This window comes from Bathymodiolus thermophilus thioautotrophic gill symbiont, from assembly GCF_003711265.1.
Taxonomy (GTDB): Bacteria; Pseudomonadota; Gammaproteobacteria; order PS1; family Pseudothioglobaceae; genus Thiodubiliella.
In genome coordinates, this window is sequence record NZ_CP024634.1 from 1,023,258 (window position 1) to 1,042,399 (window position 19,142).

Annotated in this window: 19 protein-coding genes; 17 read left to right on the plus strand and 2 right to left on the minus strand. The window is 38.1% G+C overall.

The genetic code is table 11. The annotated features are described in order from the left end of the window. Positions 1 to 54 precede the first annotated feature (54 nt). The 11 genes from MS2017_RS03745 to gspK all read left to right on the plus strand — a co-directional run bounded on the left by MS2017_RS03745 (position 55) and on the right by gspK (position 9,704). Entirely contained in the window at positions 55 to 249 is a 195-nt protein-coding gene (locus MS2017_RS03745) for a hypothetical protein (RefSeq protein ID WP_122951305.1), read from the plus strand. A gap of 10 nt (positions 250 to 259) precedes the next feature. Further along, a complete protein-coding gene (locus MS2017_RS03750; protein WP_122951306.1) occupies positions 260 to 1,156 on the plus strand; it encodes a type II secretion system protein N in 897 nt (298 codons plus the stop codon). 39 nt (positions 1,157 to 1,195) lie between these two features. Continuing rightward, the gene (gene gspD / locus MS2017_RS03755) at positions 1,196 to 3,121 is read left to right on the plus strand and encodes a type II secretion system secretin GspD (protein WP_164707592.1); all 1,926 of its coding nucleotides are present in this window, start codon (positions 1,196 to 1,198) and stop codon (positions 3,119 to 3,121) included. Between the two features lie 74 nt (positions 3,122 to 3,195). Beyond that, on the plus strand, positions 3,196 to 4,647 hold the full coding sequence (locus MS2017_RS03760) for a GspE/PulE family protein (RefSeq protein ID WP_071563862.1): 1,452 nt from the start codon (positions 3,196 to 3,198) through the stop codon (positions 4,645 to 4,647). Between the two features lie 2 nt (positions 4,648 to 4,649). Continuing rightward, the gene (locus tag MS2017_RS03765) at positions 4,650 to 5,855 is read left to right on the plus strand and encodes a type II secretion system F family protein (protein ID WP_071563861.1); all 1,206 of its coding nucleotides are present in this window, start codon (positions 4,650 to 4,652) and stop codon (positions 5,853 to 5,855) included. Positions 5,856 to 5,859: 4 nt separating this feature from the next. Next, a complete protein-coding gene (locus MS2017_RS03770; RefSeq protein WP_122951308.1) occupies positions 5,860 to 6,873 on the plus strand; it encodes a retropepsin-like aspartic protease in 1,014 nt (337 codons plus the stop codon). 187 nt (positions 6,874 to 7,060) lie between these two features. Further along, positions 7,061 to 7,471: a type II secretion system major pseudopilin GspG gene (gene gspG / locus MS2017_RS03775; RefSeq protein WP_122951309.1), complete on the plus strand. Its 411-nt coding sequence runs from the start codon at positions 7,061 to 7,063 to the stop codon at positions 7,469 to 7,471. Then, positions 7,440 to 7,976: a prepilin-type N-terminal cleavage/methylation domain-containing protein gene (locus MS2017_RS03780; RefSeq protein WP_071563858.1), complete on the plus strand. Its 537-nt coding sequence runs from the start codon at positions 7,440 to 7,442 to the stop codon at positions 7,974 to 7,976. The genes gspG and MS2017_RS03780 overlap by 32 nt, the downstream gene beginning before the upstream one ends. Next, the gene (gene gspI, locus MS2017_RS03785; protein ID WP_071563857.1) at positions 7,963 to 8,331 is read left to right on the plus strand and encodes a type II secretion system minor pseudopilin GspI; all 369 of its coding nucleotides are present in this window, start codon (positions 7,963 to 7,965) and stop codon (positions 8,329 to 8,331) included. Before MS2017_RS03780 ends, gspI begins: the two co-directional genes overlap by 14 nt. Next, the gene (locus MS2017_RS03790) at positions 8,328 to 8,825 is read left to right on the plus strand and encodes a prepilin-type N-terminal cleavage/methylation domain-containing protein (protein WP_122952220.1); all 498 of its coding nucleotides are present in this window, start codon (positions 8,328 to 8,330) and stop codon (positions 8,823 to 8,825) included. Before gspI ends, MS2017_RS03790 begins: the two co-directional genes overlap by 4 nt. Then, a complete protein-coding gene (gspK, locus tag MS2017_RS03795) occupies positions 8,826 to 9,704 on the plus strand; it encodes a type II secretion system minor pseudopilin GspK (protein ID WP_071563855.1) in 879 nt (292 codons plus the stop codon). 14 nt (positions 9,705 to 9,718) lie between these two features. On the opposite strand, the gene MS2017_RS11605 is transcribed toward gspK, so the two are convergent. Then, a complete protein-coding gene (locus MS2017_RS11605; protein ID WP_122951311.1) occupies positions 9,719 to 10,045 on the minus strand; it encodes a hypothetical protein in 327 nt (108 codons plus the stop codon). A gap of 63 nt (positions 10,046 to 10,108) precedes the next feature. Here MS2017_RS11605 and MS2017_RS03805 point away from each other — a divergent pair, with 63 nt between their 5' ends. Continuing rightward, entirely contained in the window at positions 10,109 to 11,947 is a 1,839-nt protein-coding gene (locus MS2017_RS03805) for a SurA N-terminal domain-containing protein (RefSeq protein WP_122951312.1), read from the plus strand. Positions 11,948 to 12,307: 360 nt separating this feature from the next. On the opposite strand, the gene MS2017_RS03810 is transcribed toward MS2017_RS03805, so the two are convergent. After that, positions 12,308 to 13,093, minus strand: a complete 786-nt coding sequence (locus MS2017_RS03810) for an enoyl-ACP reductase FabI (RefSeq protein ID WP_071563271.1) — start codon at positions 13,091 to 13,093, stop codon at positions 12,308 to 12,310. 62 nt (positions 13,094 to 13,155) lie between these two features. Between MS2017_RS03810 and MS2017_RS03815 the strand changes: the two genes are divergently transcribed. The 5 genes from MS2017_RS03815 (at position 13,156) to recJ (ending at position 19,063) form a co-directional block, all read left to right on the plus strand. Next, positions 13,156 to 14,616 (plus strand): MFS transporter, encoded by a 1,461-nt coding sequence (locus MS2017_RS03815; protein WP_122951313.1) that lies wholly within the window; start codon positions 13,156 to 13,158, stop codon positions 14,614 to 14,616. Next, positions 14,613 to 15,068: a signal peptidase II gene (lspA, locus tag MS2017_RS03820; RefSeq protein ID WP_122951314.1), complete on the plus strand. Its 456-nt coding sequence runs from the start codon at positions 14,613 to 14,615 to the stop codon at positions 15,066 to 15,068. Before MS2017_RS03815 ends, lspA begins: the two co-directional genes overlap by 4 nt. A gap of 58 nt (positions 15,069 to 15,126) precedes the next feature. Further along, on the plus strand, positions 15,127 to 16,020 hold the full coding sequence (locus MS2017_RS03825; protein WP_164707593.1) for a DMT family transporter: 894 nt from the start codon (positions 15,127 to 15,129) through the stop codon (positions 16,018 to 16,020). 371 nt (positions 16,021 to 16,391) lie between these two features. Further along, positions 16,392 to 17,369, plus strand: a complete 978-nt coding sequence (locus MS2017_RS03830) for an FAD-dependent oxidoreductase (protein WP_122951316.1) — start codon at positions 16,392 to 16,394, stop codon at positions 17,367 to 17,369. Next, the gene (gene recJ / locus MS2017_RS03835; RefSeq protein WP_122951317.1) at positions 17,363 to 19,063 is read left to right on the plus strand and encodes a single-stranded-DNA-specific exonuclease RecJ; all 1,701 of its coding nucleotides are present in this window, start codon (positions 17,363 to 17,365) and stop codon (positions 19,061 to 19,063) included. Before MS2017_RS03830 ends, recJ begins: the two co-directional genes overlap by 7 nt. Positions 19,064 to 19,142 lie beyond the last annotated feature (79 nt).

The window sequence follows — 19,142 nt, forward strand, 5'->3', positions numbered from 1 at the left end:
AGCTACACGAAAGGATTTTTTTTTGCTTTTTATATAAGAGACCTTTGCATAAATATGAATAATCATCAAAAATCCACTTTTTACCCACTTGGTAATTTTTTAAATCCAGCCTTAGCCCTGCCAGGACAAGGTTTAAGAAAATTACCAAGTGGGCAAAAATTGAATTTTGCTAACCATCCATATTTATGCAAAGGTCTCAATAAAATTTTTAGAAAAAGTGGCAGAACCAACAGTGTAAATTCATTGTAAAATAGCGCTCATGGATTTAAAGACTGTATTACCTGCCAATTGGATACGCATTAAGAGATTAAGCGTATCTTACCAAGATAAAATTAGAGTTGGCATTACGCTATGCTTGGTGGTTTATTTGGCTTATGTTTGTGCACAGTTGGCATTGGGTTTGTTTATTAATGCACAAAGCCAAGTTGTAGCAGCGATTGATATAAAAACACCTCGGTCAAATACTAACAATATGAGAGCGTACAATAATTTGTTTGGCCAGTTTCAGCGTGTTAAAATTCGTCAGGATTATAAGAAAGTTAAACTCACTCCCCTTAATTTAACTTTGGTAGGGACGGTTTTTAAGAGGCGAAATGCTTTGGCTATTATTAAAAATGGTAGAAAAAAAGCCAAAATTTACCGACAAGGTGACAAGATTATTGCTGGTGTATTGCTGAAAGATATTGCTAAAGATTATGTGGTGATTGAAAGAGGTGAGAAGTTAGAAAAAATATTAATTAAGTTTAAGTATGTTGATCCTAACGCTAATTCTCGAAGCAAGGTAGTTGAATTAGATGAATTTAAACAAAATAAATTTTCTTCAACCGCATTGTCGGTAAAACAAAAAAACAAGTTAGGTGGCTATTTAAAAGAAATTTCCAAAAATCCAAGAGGGCTATTGTCTTTAATTAGGATTGAACCAAACTTTAGTGATGGTAAACTTATCGGCTTTAGAATAAATTCTAGCAAAGAAAAGCACCTATTTAAAGAACTAGGCTTTAGAGAGCATGATGTGATAACTCGTATTAATGACACGATGCTTGACAGTTTATCTGCTTCTTTTAAAATAGTCGGACTCTTGAAAAAAACAAAAAACTTTGATATTTATCTTGACCGAGAAGGCGAGCAACATATTATTACTATTGACTTAAACTAACATTTCTTATTTATGAAACAACACATTAAAATTATTCTATTGTCGACATTGTTATTCACTTCATCTGCCCAAGCTTTAGTGCTTAATTTGAAAAACACCGATATTCGCACGCTTATCAATACTGTTTCTCAAGCGACAGGCAAAAATTTCATTATTGACCCTAGAGTTAAAGCCAAGGTGAATGTGGTGAGCAATCAAAATGTTGACGATGCTAAACTTTATCAATTTTTTGCTTCTATTTTGCAAGTGCATGGATATGTGATTATTCCTGGTGATGATTTTGACAAAATATTACCTAAAAATGCCACTAAAAACACTTCACCTACCCTACTTGCTGATGACTTAATTGTTAGTGCTGTACTTGCAGTCAAAAATGTGCCAGCAAAAGAGTTGATTTCTATTTTGCGCCCGTTGGTGTCTCAATATGGCTATTTAACTGCCTATCATCCTTCTAATAGCATTGTAATGACAGACACCAATGCCAGCATTAAGCGTATTAAAGATATGATTGAGACACTGGACAGGCAAGTGGATGAGGACTATGAAATTATCACCTTAAAACACACAAGCGCACAAGAAGTGGCAAATATTATCAAGTCATTATTAGCAAAAAAATCTGGTAACACGCTGGTTATTAGCGTCAACACACAGACCAACCAAATTATTATTGGCGGTAGCAAAAGTAAGCGCCTTAAGGCACGCTTTTTAATTGCTGAACTTGATAAAGACAACGGAGAAGAGGGCGGCACTTCTGTGATTTACTTAAAACATGCAAATGCAAAAGATATTTTGCCGATATTGCAAAGTGTCGTCAATAGTAAATCTAGTGGCAAGAATAAAACTACTGCCACTAATATTCAGGCGGATGAAGCGACCAATGCTATTATCGCCACTGCACCACCAGCGATAATTTTAAAGCTTAAAAAAATTATTGGCAAACTTGATATTGAGCGTGCACAAGTGCTGATTGAAGTGGTAATTGCTGAAATTCATTCTTCTGAATCAAATGAACTGGGTATTGGTTTACTAGGTTTTGGTTCAAAAATTGGTGTTATGGCAACCGATTTTAATCAACAAGTAACAGCACTTTTAGGTAGCATTAGTAGTGGCACACCTTCTTTGAAGGCAGGTGCGAACTATGTTCTTGGTAATTTTAATAAAGAGGGGGGTAATTATACCAGTGGACTGGGTGCAATTATTAGCGCACTGGACAGCATGGGTAATGCCGATATTCTTTCCACTCCTTCTATTGTTACCTTGGACAACGAGGAAGCTGAAATTGTCGTGGGTAATGAAGTGCCGTTTATCACCAACACACAATTGAGTAGTAGCAACTCTAATCCTTTTCAAAATTATGAGCGTAAAAATGTTGGCTTAACACTCAAGGTTAAACCCCAAATTAATGAAGGTGGTGGTATTAAACTCGTTATAGAGCAAGAAGTGTCGAATGTTTTGCCTTCAGCCAGTGCCGTTGATGTTATTACTTCTAAGCGTAAAATTAAAACCACAGTTATGGTTAAGAATAATAGATTATTGGTATTGGGTGGTATGATTGACAATACCATTAGAAACACACAGCAAAAAGTGCCTTTATTGGGTGACATTCCAATTTTAGGGCGTTTGTTTCGCTTTAACAGAAGTTCCAGAGAGAAGCGCCATCTAATATTATTTATCAGACCTACCATCTTGTCCGAGGACAATGTGGGTAACATTAGTAAGCAAAAATACAACTATATTACAGCCAAAAGCCTCTTGGATGATACCGAAGGATTGTTCCCTGATTACAGTAAAACTGGCAACCCCCAAGCGAAGCCTAAAGCAACAGAAACGCTTATTAAAATACCAGTATCAAAGGCACCTGTAAAAACAAACACATCAACTACATTTTTCGGATCGGTAGCATCCAAATCAAATGAAGATGATTTTTATGAAGATGATTTTTATGCGAGTGATGATGAGGATTAATGAAAAATTGCCATTAAGGCAACTTGACAAGCATGGCAATATTATTAACATACCCTTAAAGACTCGTTATTAAAATGACAAACAAACTTTCATTGCCCTATTTATTTGCCAAAAAATTCGGTTTGTTATTGGAAGGTAACAAGCTCAGTTACGAAACGCTACCTGATATTTCTACTTTGCTAGAAATTTCTCGCAAACATGGTGCGTGTCAACTGGAAAAGACCAGTAAAGTATCTTTAATGCAAAGAATACAGACGCATTACGAAAGCGGAGCGCTGAGTAATTTACAAGATTTTAGCGACAATGCTGAGCAAGATAAAACACTTGATGACATTGCCATGGAGTTGTTTGAGCCAATAGAATTGTTAGATTCCGATGATCAGGCTCCCATTATTAGTTTGATTAATGCGTTGTGTGCGCAGGCAATTTTACAGGGTGCTTCGGATATTCATATTGAGCCTTATGAATCTCGTATTCGTATTCGCTTTCGCCTCAATGGCATCTTAAGCGAAGTGCTTGAACCGCAACAAAAAATTGCTCCTCTGTTGGTGTCACGCATTAAAGTAATGGCCAATCTTGATATTTCCGAACGACGCTTACCTCAAGACGGCAGAATTGCTTTACAATTAGGCGGGCGAGCAGTGGATATACGCGTCTCCATTATTCCTTCTGGTAAAGGTGAAAAGGTGGTAATGCGTTTATTGGATAAACAAGTAGGGCGATTGCAACTTAAGCAATTGGGCATGGACGATGCCACCTATGAGCAAATCAGTCAATTGATTCACAAGCCGAATGGCATTGTCTTGGTTACCGGTCCGACTGGTTCCGGAAAAACCACCACACTTTATGCCGCACTTAGCGTGCTGAACAATCAATCCAGAAACATTACCACCATTGAAGACCCGATTGAATATCACATTGATGGTATTAATCAAACGCAAATTAACGACAATATCAAGATGTCATTTGCCAAAGGTTTGCGTGCCATTCTACGCCAAGATCCCGATATTGTAATGATAGGTGAAATCCGTGACCAAGAAACGGCTGAAATTGCCGTCCAAGCCAGTTTGACTGGGCATTTGGTTTTTTCTACCTTACATACAAACAGTGCAAAAGATGCCATAATACGCCTTAAAGATATGGGTGTGGAGCCGTTTTTATTGGCGTCCAGTCTTTCAGGTGTTTTGGCACAAAGATTGATTCGAACTTTATGCCCCAAGTGCAAAAAAACGCACACAACAGACGAAAAAGAACAACAAAGATTGGGATTAGATCAGCCCCAAGTTATTTACAGTCCTTCCTCTTGTGAGCACTGTAATCACAGCGGATTTTCAGGGAGAATTGGCCTGTATGAATTGCTGGTTGTTGACGATGAACTTAGGGCAATGATTCACAATGGTGCCAATGAAAATCAAATCTCAGCCCATCTTGATGGAAAAATGCTTACCTTAAAAGACCAAGTTAGAACATTGGTTTCGCAAGGACTTTGTAGTTTAGACGAAGCCATTAGAGTTATCTCTATATAAATATGAGTGTTTTTGAATATAAAGCCATCAATCAAAAGCAGCAAAAAGTTAGCGGCTTAATTGAGAGTGACCATGTTAAGAATGCACGCATTCAACTTAAGGAACAGCAGCTTATTGTTTTAAGCATTGAGTCCACAAAACAACACGCAGCTAAGACAGAATTTTTTCAAAAACACCTTAGCACGACTGATATTGCCATGCTTACACGCCAATTGGGTTCTTTAATTCAGGCTGCTATCCCCATTGACCAAGCCCTAAATACGATTTTGCAAAATCACCATAAGAAACACCTTGTTAAAATCATCAAACAAACCCATTCGCAGATTTTGCAAGGGCAGACCTTGGCAAAATCGCTCGCTTCAAATCATGGACAATTTCCCGATTATTACATCGCTACTATTGAACTTGGTGAAGCCAGCGCTAAATTAGGCACCATCTTAGAGGCGTTAGCAATTGATATTGAAAAGCAACAACAATTCAGAAGAAAAGTCTCTGCTGCCATGATTTATCCGATGGTTGTTTCTATTATTGCCCTCGTTGTGGTTTACTCATTATTGGTTTTTATTGTGCCACAAATTGCAGCAGTTTTTCAAGAATCTGGTCAAGAATTACCTGGTATTACTGTCTTTGTCATCGGTCTAAATAAATTTTTAACCGAACACTCTCTGACTATTTTTAGCGTTTTATTTACGCTTATTTTGGGTGTGAAATTACTCCTTAAAAAGCCCAATATCAAGGAAAAAATGCAAAGATTGCTCGTTAAAGTCCCTGCCATTGGCAAAGTATTGGTAACCACTAATGCCATTCGTTTTGCCCGTACTTTTGCCTTGTTATATGAAAGTGGCGCCCCTATTATCGGCGCCTTAAATAATTCAGCCATGGCGCTTAACTACTTGCCCATGCGTCAGGCAATACTTAAAGCCAGAGAAAAAGTCCGTGAAGGCTCGTCACTTTTCTCAGCTTTCAAACAATATGAAGCCCTACCACCTGTTACTCTTTATATGCTTGCCAGTGGTGAAACCAGTGGACAACTTGCTAAAATGCTTAACAAAGCTGCCCAAAATCAAGAAAGCGAAATCGACCATTACACCACAAAATTGGTCAATGTCTTTGAGCCAGTGATGATACTCGTTATGGGGGGTGTTGTACTTTTTATCGTTTTAGCAATGCTTTTACCCATTTTTGAACTTAATCAAATCCCTTTATAGGTTAATGATTATACGGTTTGTTTTTACGCTTAGCCTAGGCATCTTAATCGGTTGGTTTGTAAATGGATATTGGTACAACGCTACCACAGTTATAGTCGCAAAAATCCAAAAACCAACCATTACACCCAAACAATCAACAGTTGCACTTAAGCAACCAGCGGTTGTGGTTAAAAAAGTATTGGCTGAAGCGTCCCAAGTCTCAGCACCCATGCCACACCCTCAATCTATTAATGTGAGTGATGCTTATGCACCTAAAGTTTTGATAGAACGCAGTAAAGTGGCAATTGACAAAGGTGATTATATTACTGCACTAACACATCTTGAGGATCTTCTTGTTCAAGTGCAAGACCTTTATCCCAGGGCATTCGTAGAAACTTTATATGTTAATACCAGTAAGCAATATATTCAAAAATTAGGCGACAATCAACCGCAACAAACGATAGACTTTTTAAACAGTGCCATCAATGTTTTGCCCAATTATTTAGAATTCCATTACTTACTGGCGCAATTATTTCTAACCCTTGAGCAGTATTCACAAGTGCAATACCAGCTCAGTTTTCTAGCAAATAACATTAAATGGAAAGTGCAATTTGACCGTTTACAAGCCCAACTTGATTACATTAAAACCTTCCAACAAGGCGATATTGAAATCCCACTCATTGCCTTACCTAATGCATGGCATATTAATGTTATGATTGACAACACCCCCGCCCAACTAGTCCTAGACACAGGTGCAAGTATTACCACACTAAGCGCTCATTTGGTTGCAGACAGTTATCAATCTTTAGGTGATATTATTCTCAGCACTGCGAATGGCACATTGTCTGCTTTTAAAGTTAATATTGACACTTTCTCAGTAGGTGCTATTACCAAGCAAAATTTCCCTGTCGTTGTGCTACCCAAAGAAAAATTACCTCAAGATGTTGATGGATTGTTAGGGCTAGATTGGCTACAAGATTTTAACTTTATTATTGATAAGAAAAATGCCTTGTTGCGCCTTACCCCTATTTCTTATTAAGCCTGTCATTTTTTAGATTAAAAAAAACTATGCCAGTTATAAAAAAACATCAGCCTCATTCTGGCATACGATTGCTTGGGTTAGTTACTGCTAGGTAAGGGCAAATTTAGTTTAAAGGTTATCTTGTTTGCTTGCCTATATTTATCTATAATATGACCTGATATTAATTAATTGTAAAAAGGAGCAAATGAAAACAAAACAAAGCAACAGAGGTGGTGGCAAGCAACAGGGTTTCACTTTGATTGAAATCTTAGTGGTGGTTGCTATTATTGGTATTTTGGCAAGTATTATTGTGCCTAAATTAACCAGCAAGGTAGGTCAAGCACGGGTGCAGAAGGCACACCATGATATTAAAACCCTTTCTTCAACACTTAGTTTGTATAAGTTGGATAAGTTTTCTTATCCAAGTTCTAATCAAGGTTTGAGTGTACTGGTTGGTGATTATTTAGACAAATTGCCCAAAGATCCTTGGAACAGAGAGTATCTTTATTTAAGCCCTGGAACACATGGTGTTAAATCTTTTGATTTATACAGTTATGGTGCCGATGGTGTTGCTGGCGGAAGCGATGAAGACAAAGACATTAACAACTGGGACTAGTCTAAAAACCAACGCAGGCTTTACTTTAATTGAATTATTGGTAGTAGTGGCTATTGTGGCTATTTTGGCGGGTTTTGTTACTTTGAGTGTTAAACTTGCTAAACCTTCTGCGGTCAATGTTTTAAAAGCGAAAATACAACAACATATCACATTGGTGAAGAATCATGTGCAATTGTATAATCAGCCTATTCGCCTACAGATAAATCAAGATAATATGCAAGCATTTAGTTTTCAGCCAGAACCCAGTAAGAACACTGAGGACAAAGAGGGGGTGCCATTAGAAAGATCATTAGAGAAATCACTTTGGCAACCTAATTCAGAACTCCAGCCGCTGGCATTTAAGCCTGTTGAAGTAAGTATTAGCAGGGCAAATGCTGGGAAGGGAAGTGTTAGCATCGATAGGATTGAAATACTGCCCAATGGGTTTATTACTGATGCTATTATTACGCTATCTCAAGGTGATGAGTCCATTTCATTAAAGACAATTGCAAATGAAAAAAAGTAGAGGCTTTACATTGGTTGAAGTTTTAATCGCGCTGGTGATTGTCGCTGTGTCTCTTAGTGCCTTGGTTACTGCTGATCAGCAGAATACTGACAGCATTGGGTATTTTCAGCGTAAAACATTGGCAAATCTAGTTATTGGCAATTTAAGTGTGGACAAGCGTGTTGGGCTAAAGCCAAATATGGGTTATCAATCTGGCGAATATAAAATGGGTAAAAGAGTTTGGTACTGGAAAACAAATACACAAAAAACTGCCAATCAAAATGTTATTAAAACAGATTTATCTCTTTATTCGAATATTAGTAAGCGTGATTCTAAGCAATCAGTTGCCACTTTGGTGCTATATTTAGAACGATGAAACAATACGGCTTCACTTTGGTAGAATTATTGATAGCAATTACGATATTGTCGGTTATTGGGGTGATTTCTTATGGGGCATTAGATGGCACATTAAAACACCAAACTGCCCAAAAACACCACAGTCAAAATTTGACACAATTACAAAGAATATCACTTTATTTGGATCGGGATTTTTCCCAAGTTTTTCAGGGAGAGGTTACATTAAGTAAAGATAAAATTCAGCTTAAAAGCGTGCAAAATGATACTTTACTTACCATTGATTATCAGTTTGGTGACAATACAATTACCCGCCACGCCACTTCTAGTATAGGAAAATCTGCAAAATTGATTTTCTTGAAAGAAGTTAAAGAATTTAAAATTCGGTTACTTGATAACAAAAACAAGTGGCACACCACCTGGAAATTTAAAAACAACAAAAATCGCTTAAAAGCCATAGAGGTTAAATTCACTCACCCTTATTGGGGCGATATCAAAAAAGTGGTGGCAATATAGATGCAAAAATCACATGAAAAAGGCGTTGTGTTGATCAGTGTGCTAATTATAGTAGCAATGATTAGTCTTGTTGTAAATATGATGTGGCAACAACAGGCGTTGAGTTTGAAGAATACTGAAAATAGTATTTACACCCAGCAGGCTGTTAATTATCTTTATAGCATGGAATCTTGGGTGAAAAGCATTTTAAAAAAAGATGATCATAAAATTGATGAGTTGGGCGAAGATTGGGCCACTACCATCCCCCCAATTCCAGTGCCTAATGGCACTATTGAAGGAAAAATATTCGATTTGCAAGCGCGTTTTAATATTAATAAGTTGCTTCAGACCAAGAAAGATGAAAGTCGAGTTTATATTGATCCAGATTATCGTGGCTTTTTAGATATGCTTAACACAATGTTAGAGCAAGACTATATGAGCGACCCTATTCTTGAGCATATCAACGCGCAACAATCATTGCCAAAATTTGAACACATTTCACAACTTAAATTGGTTGAAGGCATATCACTGAAAAATTATCTAAAAATAAGACCCTATCTTTATGCTTATGAAAACATTGAAGCCAAAGTAAATATTAATACTGCCAGTGAAGAGGTGATAACCGCCTTATACCCAGATTCAGTTGAGGAAATCATTAGTGGCAGACCCTTTAAGTCAACTGATGATGTATATAAAATAATACGCAAGCCCCTCACTGGCACTGCCTTGAGACAAGCCAAGAAAAAATTCGAAACATTGATTGATATTAAGAGCGACTATTTCTTACTTGAAGCAAATGTTAATATTAACGATATTCACTTAAAGGCTCAAACTCTATTTCATCGGCAGGAAAAATCAATCAACATTGTTGAGCGTACTTATCGTCAAATTTTACAATAAAAAATACAAAATCCTTATGAGACCCCTGCGTTAAACATAAATGTTAAAGCGCAACTTCTGCTTATTTGTAATTTGTTTTTTATCCAACATTTATGTCTAATGCAGGATTTCCCTTGTGTAGATACGGATTCTTGATGATTATTTGGTCTCTTAAAGAGACTTTTGTATAAATATGGATGATTAGCAAAATTCAATTTTTTCCCACTTGGTGATTTTCTTAAACCTTGTCCTAGCAGGGCTAAGGCTGGGTTTAAAAAATTACCAAGTGGGTGAAAAGTGGATTCTTGATGATTATTTATATTTATGCAAAGGTCTCTTAAAGTGTTATTTTTTTTGTTCACTCGAAATTTTTAGCTTTTTTCGTTTATAATCTACCCCTTTTTGAGTTATTAATAAAATAAATTATGTTAAGTGCTATTAGAAATAAAATTAAAGGTTGGGTTGCTTATGTGATTATTGCCCTAATTATCGTTCCATTTGCTTTGTTTGGTGTTAGCGAATACTTTACAGGAACTTCGAATATTGTGGTCGCATCAGTGAATGGTGATGATATTTCCAAAGGAGAATTTTTACCAAGATTTGAGGGCGCTCAAAGGCGCTTACAAAAAAAATTAGGCGACAAATACCCTGCTGAGTTAAACCGTGATCTAAAACTTTCGGTCATTCGATCAATGATAGACGGGCGTGTATTGGCACAATTGGCAAGTAAGTTGGGCTATGTGGTAACCAAACAAGAGTTACAGGAATTCATTCAATCAAGCGATATATTTAAAGAGGAAGGCAAGTTTTCAATAGAAAAATACAAGCGCCTGTTAAGGCTTAATGGTTATTCGGATATTGGATATGAGCAACTTCAAATCAAGGAATTACTGAAAAATCAAATTAAGTACAACTTTCTAAATTCTGCATTTTTAACCCCATTGATGCTTAATCGTATGCAATCGTTAAACGACCAACAGCGAAAGTTTAGTTATATTCAACTTAATACAAAAGATTATCTTGACAAGGCAGAGATTAGTGTGGATAGCATAAAGAAAGTTTATGAGTCAGAAAAGGAAACATTCTTAGAGCCACAAAAAGTTAAAGTTGATTTTGTCACATTATCGCTTGAAAAAGTGGCTAAAGATACTGTTGTAAGTGAGGCTGATTTGTTGAGTTTTTATGAAGAAGAAAAGCAGCGTTTTAGCACTGAAGAAGAGCGTAAAGTACAGCATATTCTAGTGGAATCCGAAGTGCTTGCGAACAAACTTGTTGAGCAAATTAAGCAAGGCGAAGATTTTGCCAAGTTAGCCATTAAACATTCAAAAGACGCAGGCTCGAAAGACAGTGGCGGAGATTTGGGATTTTTCACCATAGGTGCTATGGTGCCAGAGTTTGAAGCCAAGGCATTTTCGATGAAAGAAGGGGAAGTGAGTGCGCCAGTTAAGTCAGATTTTGGTTATCATATTATTAAATTAAACAAGATTAAAGCAGCAACAGCAAAGCCTTTTGAAGAGGTGCGTGATGAATTGAGTAAAACTTATACCGAGCAAATGGCGCAAAAAACCATTTATAATTTAACCGAACAGTTGGGTAATTTGGCGTATGAGGCAAGTTTGGAAGAGGTTGCCGAGCAAATGAATTTAAAACTCGAAACTTCTGATTTCTTTGCGCAAGATTCCATGATGCAAAATCGTATCTTTATGACAGCGGCTTATAGTGATGTGGTGCTGAACAAGGGCGAAAATTCTGAGTTGCTTGAGATTTCTAAAGGCAGTTTTGTGGTACTTAGGCTAAATGAAAAAGTGGCAGAAAGACAGCAAACATTTGACGAAGTGGAGTCATATATTAAAAAGCGTTTGGTTGATACATGGGCAAAGGAATTTGTTAAAGAAATTGCTGATAAGATTGCAGATTCGTTTATCAAGGGTGATATTGATGCCGCCAAAGCACTCATGAGTAAAAATAAATTGACTTGGAAGGATGTCGATTGGGCTACAAGGAGTTCAAGATTGGCAAGTGCTAGCATTATCAAGCATATATTTTCTTTACCCAAGCCGAATGACGGCGCTATTTATAGTACTGAAAGTTTAGATCAACAGGCAGTTGTATTAAAGTTATCAGAAGTCAAAACACCTAAAAATGAACCTAATAGAAGTCTTCCAGGTCGTATGCTTAATATTGAATCTGATGAAGTATTTAGAAGTATCTTAGAGACATTGAAGGAAGATTCTAGTATAGAGATTTTTGAAAGCAGATTGTAATCTGCAGAGAATTTTTCTACCTGCATAGGTTTTTTTTGATGATGTGTAATACCATTTTCAAAAATAAACCAAACGAGACCTTTGCATAAATATGAATAATCATCAACAATCCACTTTCCCCCACTTGGTAATTTTTTAAACCCAGCCTTAGCGCTGCCAGGACAAGGTTTAAGAAAATTACCAAGTGGGAAAAAATTGAATTTTGCTAATCATCCATATTTATGCAAAGGTCTCATTAAGTGTAAAAATATTTGATTGATTATAAGAACACTGCATTATTCATTTTATTTTTGAAAATGGTATGGACGCTTAAAAAAATAAGAAATAGCGCCATACCACTTGATGTTTGCGACTCTGTGTTTATAAATCTGGCCCTTTGTCGTAGAAGTTGTAACCTGAATCAATGTAAGTTATCTCGCCTGTAATGCCTGAGGCTAAATCTGAACATAAAAAGGCAGCCGCATTACCCACTTCTTCGGTGGTTACATTGCGCTTGAGTGCCGACGAATCAGCAGCATATTCCAGTAATCTACCGAAGTCCTTAATACCAGAGGCCGCCAAGGTTTTAATGGGTCCAGCAGAGACGGCATTAACACGAATGCCTCTTTCAGGGCCCATTGCTGCTGCCATATAGCGCACATTAGCTTCAAGTGATGCCTTGGCAACACCCATTACATTGTAATTTGGAATGGCACGAATACTGCCCAAATAACTGACGGTTAACAATGCACCATTGTCGTTAAGCATTGAATTTGCTGCTTTTGCTAATGCGGTAAAACTATAAGAACTAATGTCATGTGCTACCGCAAAGTTTTCACGCGTAGTGGCTTCGATATAGTTGCCATCTAACGCCTCACGGGGGGCAAATGCCACCGAATGAATTAAGATGTCAAAATTATCCCAATGTTGTTTGAGTTCGTTAAAAGTAGCCTCAATGCCACTATCAGTGCCAACATCACAAGGAATGACAATATTGGAATTACAAACTACTGCACATTTGTCCACTCGTTTTTTCAATTTTTCGTTTTGATAGGTTAGTGCAATTTCACAACCTTGCTTTGCCATTGCCTCGGCAATGCCCCATGCAATTGAACGATTTGACGCCACACCGACAACCAGTGCTTTTTTTCCGTTTAAAAATCCCATAACATTCTCACTATATTAAAATAAACAAATTATAATAGGATTTTTTTATTTATTGAGCTGATATGTTAGATATTTTACTAACCCCCATTAAAGCCATGCGTTTACGCTATATTCCCTTGTTGTTGGTGTATTTTGCTTATGGAAGTAGCGTTTTTACAGCCATTGCTGAAAATTTCTGGGTAAAAGAGACGCTGGATATGAGTGCCGCAAATTTAGCAGAGTTGGGAATATGGCTTACTGTACCATGGACAGTGAAGATGATTTTTGGCTCATTGGTTGACAGTGTGTTGATTTTTGGCTCTAATCGAAAATCTTATGTTTACATAGGTGCATTGCTGATTACCCTTAGTTCTTTAATGATGATTGCGGTGGTTGGTGATTATTCAATTGTGGCAGAATTTTCTAAAAAAAGCGTGTATATTTTTGCCAGCGTGATTGCAGTCGTGGGTTTTGTGATGCAAGATGTGGTGGCAGATACGATGAGTACCGAGGTGGTGGATAAAAGCCAGTCTAAAGAAGAAATCCATCGAGAGTTAGCCAGTATTCAAGTGTTGGCACGCTTGTCATTAGGATTTGCAATTTTTATCACAGGCTGGATTGGGGGTGAATTGGCCAGTGTGTTTAAGGACAATCGTGAAGTGGTCTTTATGATGGCGATGTTCGTGCCACTTTTGTCAATCCTTGGAGTAACGCTGGTCAATCTTAATCCTGTGCCAGTGTCTAAGGTTAACCGACAAGTGTTATTTGGTGGGTTAATTTTTGCTATATTTGTGGTAACGATGGGCTATGCACAAGTGCCTTATTCGCAAGAGATTGTGTTTGTTGTTTCCTTGGGCATTGTGTTGTATTTGCTGAATGATTTAATTGCAGATTTGAGTGAAGATGCTATTCGTCACATTAAAATGGCAATGATTATTATTTTCGTCTATCGTGCAATGCCATCAGTGGGTATCTCCTTGCAATGGTGGCAGATTGATATACTTGGATTTGATGAGTCGTTTTTTGCTAAATTATCAGCAATTGGTGGCGGTATTGCCCTAGCAGGTATGTGGTTTAGTGCCAAGTTTATTGTTAAACGCAACATTGCCGAAGTGCTGATTTTCCTCACTATTATTGGCACTTTGTTGTCTATGCCAATTATCGCAATGTATTATGATATTCATACCATGCTTGGCGTTGAAGCACGGACAGTGGCATTGGTGGACACAGCATTAGCATCGCCTTTTGATTATATTGCCCAAGTGTTAATGCTAACTTTGGTGGCAATTCACGCGCCTGAAGGCAAAAAAGGCACTTGGTTTGCATTGATGGCATCGCTGATGAATATTGCCTTATCAGCAGGCGGCTTGTTGACCAAATATTTGAATAAAATCTTTGTTGTTAGTCGTGAGGTTATTACCGATGGTGTGGTAACCACAACACAGGATTACTCGCAACTTGGTGATTTATTGTGGGTGGTGATTGTCGCAGGATTTGTGATTCCAATTGTTGTTATTGTTAAATTTAACCCGAGTAAAGCATGAAAATAAAATATTTTTTATTGGCAGCACTGTTGGTTGTGCTTGATCAACTAACCAAACTACTGGCTCATGAGTATTTAGGTGTTGGTGCCTCTGTTGATATTACCCCCTTTTTCTCACTTTCGTTTGCGCACAATTATGGTGCCGCCTTTAGTTTCTTAGCAGACCAAGGGGGCTGGCAACGGTATTTTTTATCTGCTATATCGGTTATTGCCAGTATTACTATTGGCGTTTGGATGATAAAAATATCGACACAATATCAATTTAAATTAATAAGTTTAACGCTTATTTTGTCAGGTGCCATTGGCAATATGATTGACAGGGTGGTGAATGGCTTTGTGGTAGATTTTATTGATTTTCATTATCAAGGTTTTTACTGGCCAATTTTCAACTTTGCCGATATTTTTATCAGTATTGGCGTGGTTATGCTGATTATTGCCGATTGGAAAAAATGACCATTACCTCAATTTCCTATTACCCCTATAACAATGGAGAATCATTGCTATGCACATTATGAGCGCTAATCAACAACAGTTTTTATGGTTAATTTTGGCAATGTTTTTCTGGGGTGCTTCTTGGCCAATTGCCAGTATTATGTCCGCTTATGTGGATGTACATGAGTTTATTACCTACCGATATTTTTTCGTCACGCTGTCCATGGCGCCTGTGTTGTGGTGGATGCGATTGTCTTTTAAAATTGGGTTTATTGATTTTGTCATTGCCTGTATTGCCGCTTTGTTTTTAGTGCTTTATTCAAACTATTATTTTTTAAGCGTTACTCATGGCGCACCTGGTTTGGCGGGTGCTGTGGTAACGACATTAATGCCAATTTTGGTTTATTTATTGATGTTATTTAGCAAACAAAAAAAACCACGATTTAAAGATTGGTTGGCATTACTTTTGGCAGCCATAGGCGTGCTAATTACCATGGGTATTTGGCAGTTTCAATTAAGTGAAATATTGGCAACTGGCAATTTGTATATGATAGCCGCCTCTCTATCTTGGGCGCTTGTGTCCATTACCAGCAGTTATGCCAAGCCACTTAATCCATTGGTGTTGAGTTTTTATATTTATCTAATTACCACCATATTAGATTGGTTGTTATTTTTTCAACCGACACATGGCTCGGTGTTTGCCATGGACGGTATTTTTTGGATTAATTTTGTGATTGTTAGTTTGGGCTCTACTACCTTTGCCACGACAATTTATTTTGCCAGTGTTCATAGTTTGGGTTCCAAGAAGGCCAGTGTTTTTACTTTTTTGGTGCCTTTTTTTGCACTTGGAACAAGCGTCTTATTCTTAAATGAAACATTACAATGGACTACTTTTTTAGGTGTGCTAATGACTATTATTGCCTTGATAGTTCTTAATGACATTAAATTGAGGCCTTTGAATAAACATAAATAATGCCATTTTTAAACAAATAGAGACCTTTGCATAAATATGAATAATCATCAAGAATCCACTTTTTACCCACTTGGTAATTTTTTAAATCCAGCCTTAGCCCTGCTAGGACAAGATTTAAGAAAATTATTAATTGGATAAAAATTGAATTTTGCTAATCATCCATATTTATGCAAAGGTCTTAAATAATCATCCACAAGTTGACAGTAAGTGGGTTTTGAAAAATGGTATTAATGTTGGCATTTTATCGTGTAGATAAAAAAATTGAACAGATAGTAGTATCATATTCAACTAAAGTGGAGGTGTAAGGATAATGAAAAAAAGCAAGGGCAACAAGGGTCGAATTCTTTTACAGGCTATTAAAAAGTTGTTGAATGAGTGATTGTTTAATCATTGGTGGCGGTGTAATTGGGATAACGACTGCAAGAGCGATGGCAATGGCGGGTGCAAAGGTAACTTTGCTAGACCAAAGGGCGTGTGGCAAGGAGTCTTCTTGGGCAGGAGGTGGTATTATTAGTCCGCTTTATCCTTGGTTATATAGTGATTTGGTGAATGAGTTGAGCAGGGCATCGCAAGGGGTTTATGCGCACTTATGTGCAGAATTATTTGAAAATACGGGCATTGATCCTGAGTATATTCGTTGTGGATTGTTGATGATGGATAAATATAACACGCCTGAGGCACAACAATGGATGGGCAAACACTCACTTAATTTTCAAGTGCATGATAAAGGCGCATTGTTTAAAGACATTGCACAAGTGCGTAATCCGAGGTTGTTAAAAGCACTAAAAGCCGATATACTTAAACTCGGGGTTCAAGTTGTTGAGCAAGCCAAAGTGAATGGACTAATGACTGAGAAGGGTGCCACACTTGGTGCGATAACTGAAAATAAAAAGTATTATGCCGATAACACGATTGTTTGTAGTGGTGCCTGGAGTTCATCTTTACTTGATATTAAAGACACCATTTATCCGATAAAAGGGCAAATGATTGTAATTAAAGCCAAAGCAGGTGCGGTTAAACATATTATTCTTGATCAAGGCAGGTATATTATTCCTAGAAAAGATGGGCGACTTTTGATTGGCTCGACGATGGAAAATGTCGGCTTTGACCGCAGTATTCAGACGCAAGTGGGTGCCGATTTGCTGGCATTTGCGGTTAATCGATTTCCACAATTAAAAAACACCAATATCGAACACCACTGGGCAGGGTTTCGCCCCGCCAGTAGTGCAGATGTCATTGTTGGCAAACATCCACAATTGGCAAATTTGTATATCAATGCTGGGCATTTTCGCAACGGCTTAAACATGGCACCTGAAAGTGCTAACAGGATCAAGAAATTACTATGCTAACCAGAAAAATAGACAACACCTTATTTGCCTCTTATTCAGACGATATCCCTTCATTTTTAAAGAAAATTTACAGTGCCAGAGGTGTTTCCGAAGCGCAACTTTCTTTAAACCTAACAGGATTGTTAAAGCCCAATTTTGCGCAATTAAACACCGCATTAACCTTGTTAGAACACGCACTTGTTGAACAAAAAAGAATTTTAATTATCGGTGATTTTGATTGTGATGGGGCAACTGCATCAGTGGTAGCAGTCAAGTCGTTGCGACTAATGGGGGCAAAATTTGTTGATTTTTTAGTCCCCAATCGCTTTGAACACGGTTACGGACTCAGTCCTGAGATTGTGAAATTGGCAATCAAGGAAAAACAGCCTGATTTGATTATTACCGTTGATAACGGCATCTCCAGTTTTGACGGCGTCCAATTGGCAAAAAAGTCCAATATCCAAGTCATTATCACCGATCACCACTTGCCCAGTAAAAACCTGCCCGAAGCAAATGCAATCATCAATCCCAATCTTAAGAACTGCGAATTTTTAAGCAAAAATCTGGCAGGCGTCGGCGTTTGTTTTTATCTAATGTCCGCATTAAAAACCCACCTAAGCGCCAACAATTATTTCCCCAAGCACAACATTCCCCTACCAGATTTACGCACCGTATTAGATTTGGTCGCACTCGGTACCGTAGCCGATGTCGTGAAGCTTGACCAAAATAACAGGATTTTAATAGACCAAGGCCTACAACGCATCCGCCTCAAACAATGCTCCCCCGGCATCCTGGCACTACTAGAAATTGCCAACCGCCCCGCACAAAGCCTGCAAGCCAGCGACTTAGGCTTTGCTATTGGCCCCCGCCTAAATGCCGCTGGCCGTTTAAGCGATATTTCCCGTGGCATTAAATGTTTGCTCACCGATGATATAAACGATGCACGCCGTTACGCCGCTGAATTAGAGCAATTTAACCAAACCCGTAAAGAAGAACAAGCCCGCATGCAAGCCGAAGCACAAGCCGTTATTGACACACAATCCGTTGCCACAGGCAAATTTGCCCTCAGCCTATTTGACCCCTCATGGCACGAAGGCATTGTCGGCATTGTCGCTGGCAAACTCAAAGAAGACTACCACTGCCCAGTCGCAGTTTTTGCCCAATCAGGCGCCGATTTAAAGGGCTCAATTCGCTCCATTCCTAGCGTCCATATCAAAGATTTACTAGATCTAATTGACAGACAAACCCCCGATTTAATCCTAAAATTTGGTGGTCACGCTATGGCAGCAGGCCTCAGTATCAAAAAAGACAACTTCCCCCAATTCGAAATCGCCTTCTCCAACGCCATCCAAGCCCATCTTAACAATCAAATCCCCAAGGTTGAACTCCTTACCGACGGCACCCTTGAAGCCTCCGACATCTCTCTCAGCAACGCCCAATTACTGGTCAAAGCAGGCCCTTGGGGACAAGGTTTTGAAGAGCCCATTTTTTACGGAAAATTCGAATTGATTGAGCAAAGAGTGGTCGGCGAAAAACACCTAAAATGTCGCCTAAAACTCGTCAACTCCCCCACCATCCACGATGGCATCGCCTTCTTTCAAGCACCCGTTAAAAACACAACAGTGCAGCTCGCCTATAAGTTATCCATCAACGAATGGCGTGGTAACACTAACTTGCAACTGATGGTTGAACAAATCTATGAATGTGATGTATAGTGGGTTATCTAAAATACATAGTCATACATAGCAAGGCTGTTGAATTATAAAAAACCCAAAAAAACTTAATGCTCAAACT

What these genes read in the sequence shown, in the direction of transcription:
- MS2017_RS03760 (WP_071563862.1), top strand. Translation starts at nt 3,196, where the DNA reads ATGACAAACAAACTTTCATTGCCCTATTTATTTGCCAAAAAATTCGGT.
- lspA (WP_122951314.1), top strand. Translation starts at nt 14,613, where the DNA reads ATGAAAATAAAATATTTTTTATTGGCAGCACTGTTGGTTGTGCTTGAT.
- MS2017_RS03770 (WP_122951308.1), top strand. Translation starts at nt 5,860, where the DNA reads ATGATTATACGGTTTGTTTTTACGCTTAGCCTAGGCATCTTAATCGGT.
- gspI (WP_071563857.1), top strand. Translation starts at nt 7,963, where the DNA reads ATGAAAAAAAGTAGAGGCTTTACATTGGTTGAAGTTTTAATCGCGCTG.
- MS2017_RS03810 (WP_071563271.1), bottom strand. Translation starts at nt 13,093, where the DNA reads ATGGGATTTTTAAACGGAAAAAAAGCACTGGTTGTCGGTGTGGCGTCA.
- MS2017_RS03790 (WP_122952220.1), top strand. Translation starts at nt 8,328, where the DNA reads ATGAAACAATACGGCTTCACTTTGGTAGAATTATTGATAGCAATTACG.
- MS2017_RS03750 (WP_122951306.1), top strand. Translation starts at nt 260, where the DNA reads ATGGATTTAAAGACTGTATTACCTGCCAATTGGATACGCATTAAGAGA.
- gspK (WP_071563855.1), top strand. Translation starts at nt 8,826, where the DNA reads ATGCAAAAATCACATGAAAAAGGCGTTGTGTTGATCAGTGTGCTAATT.
- MS2017_RS03745 (WP_122951305.1), top strand. Translation starts at nt 55, where the DNA reads ATGAATAATCATCAAAAATCCACTTTTTACCCACTTGGTAATTTTTTA.
- MS2017_RS03825 (WP_164707593.1), top strand. Translation starts at nt 15,127, where the DNA reads ATGAGCGCTAATCAACAACAGTTTTTATGGTTAATTTTGGCAATGTTT.
- MS2017_RS03805 (WP_122951312.1), top strand. Translation starts at nt 10,109, where the DNA reads ATGTTAAGTGCTATTAGAAATAAAATTAAAGGTTGGGTTGCTTATGTG.
- MS2017_RS03815 (WP_122951313.1), top strand. Translation starts at nt 13,156, where the DNA reads ATGTTAGATATTTTACTAACCCCCATTAAAGCCATGCGTTTACGCTAT.
- gspG (WP_122951309.1), top strand. Translation starts at nt 7,061, where the DNA reads ATGAAAACAAAACAAAGCAACAGAGGTGGTGGCAAGCAACAGGGTTTC.
- MS2017_RS03830 (WP_122951316.1), top strand. Translation starts at nt 16,392, where the DNA reads ATGAGTGATTGTTTAATCATTGGTGGCGGTGTAATTGGGATAACGACT.
- recJ (WP_122951317.1), top strand. Translation starts at nt 17,363, where the DNA reads ATGCTAACCAGAAAAATAGACAACACCTTATTTGCCTCTTATTCAGAC.
- MS2017_RS03765 (WP_071563861.1), top strand. Translation starts at nt 4,650, where the DNA reads ATGAGTGTTTTTGAATATAAAGCCATCAATCAAAAGCAGCAAAAAGTT.
- MS2017_RS03780 (WP_071563858.1), top strand. Translation starts at nt 7,440, where the DNA reads ATGAAGACAAAGACATTAACAACTGGGACTAGTCTAAAAACCAACGCA.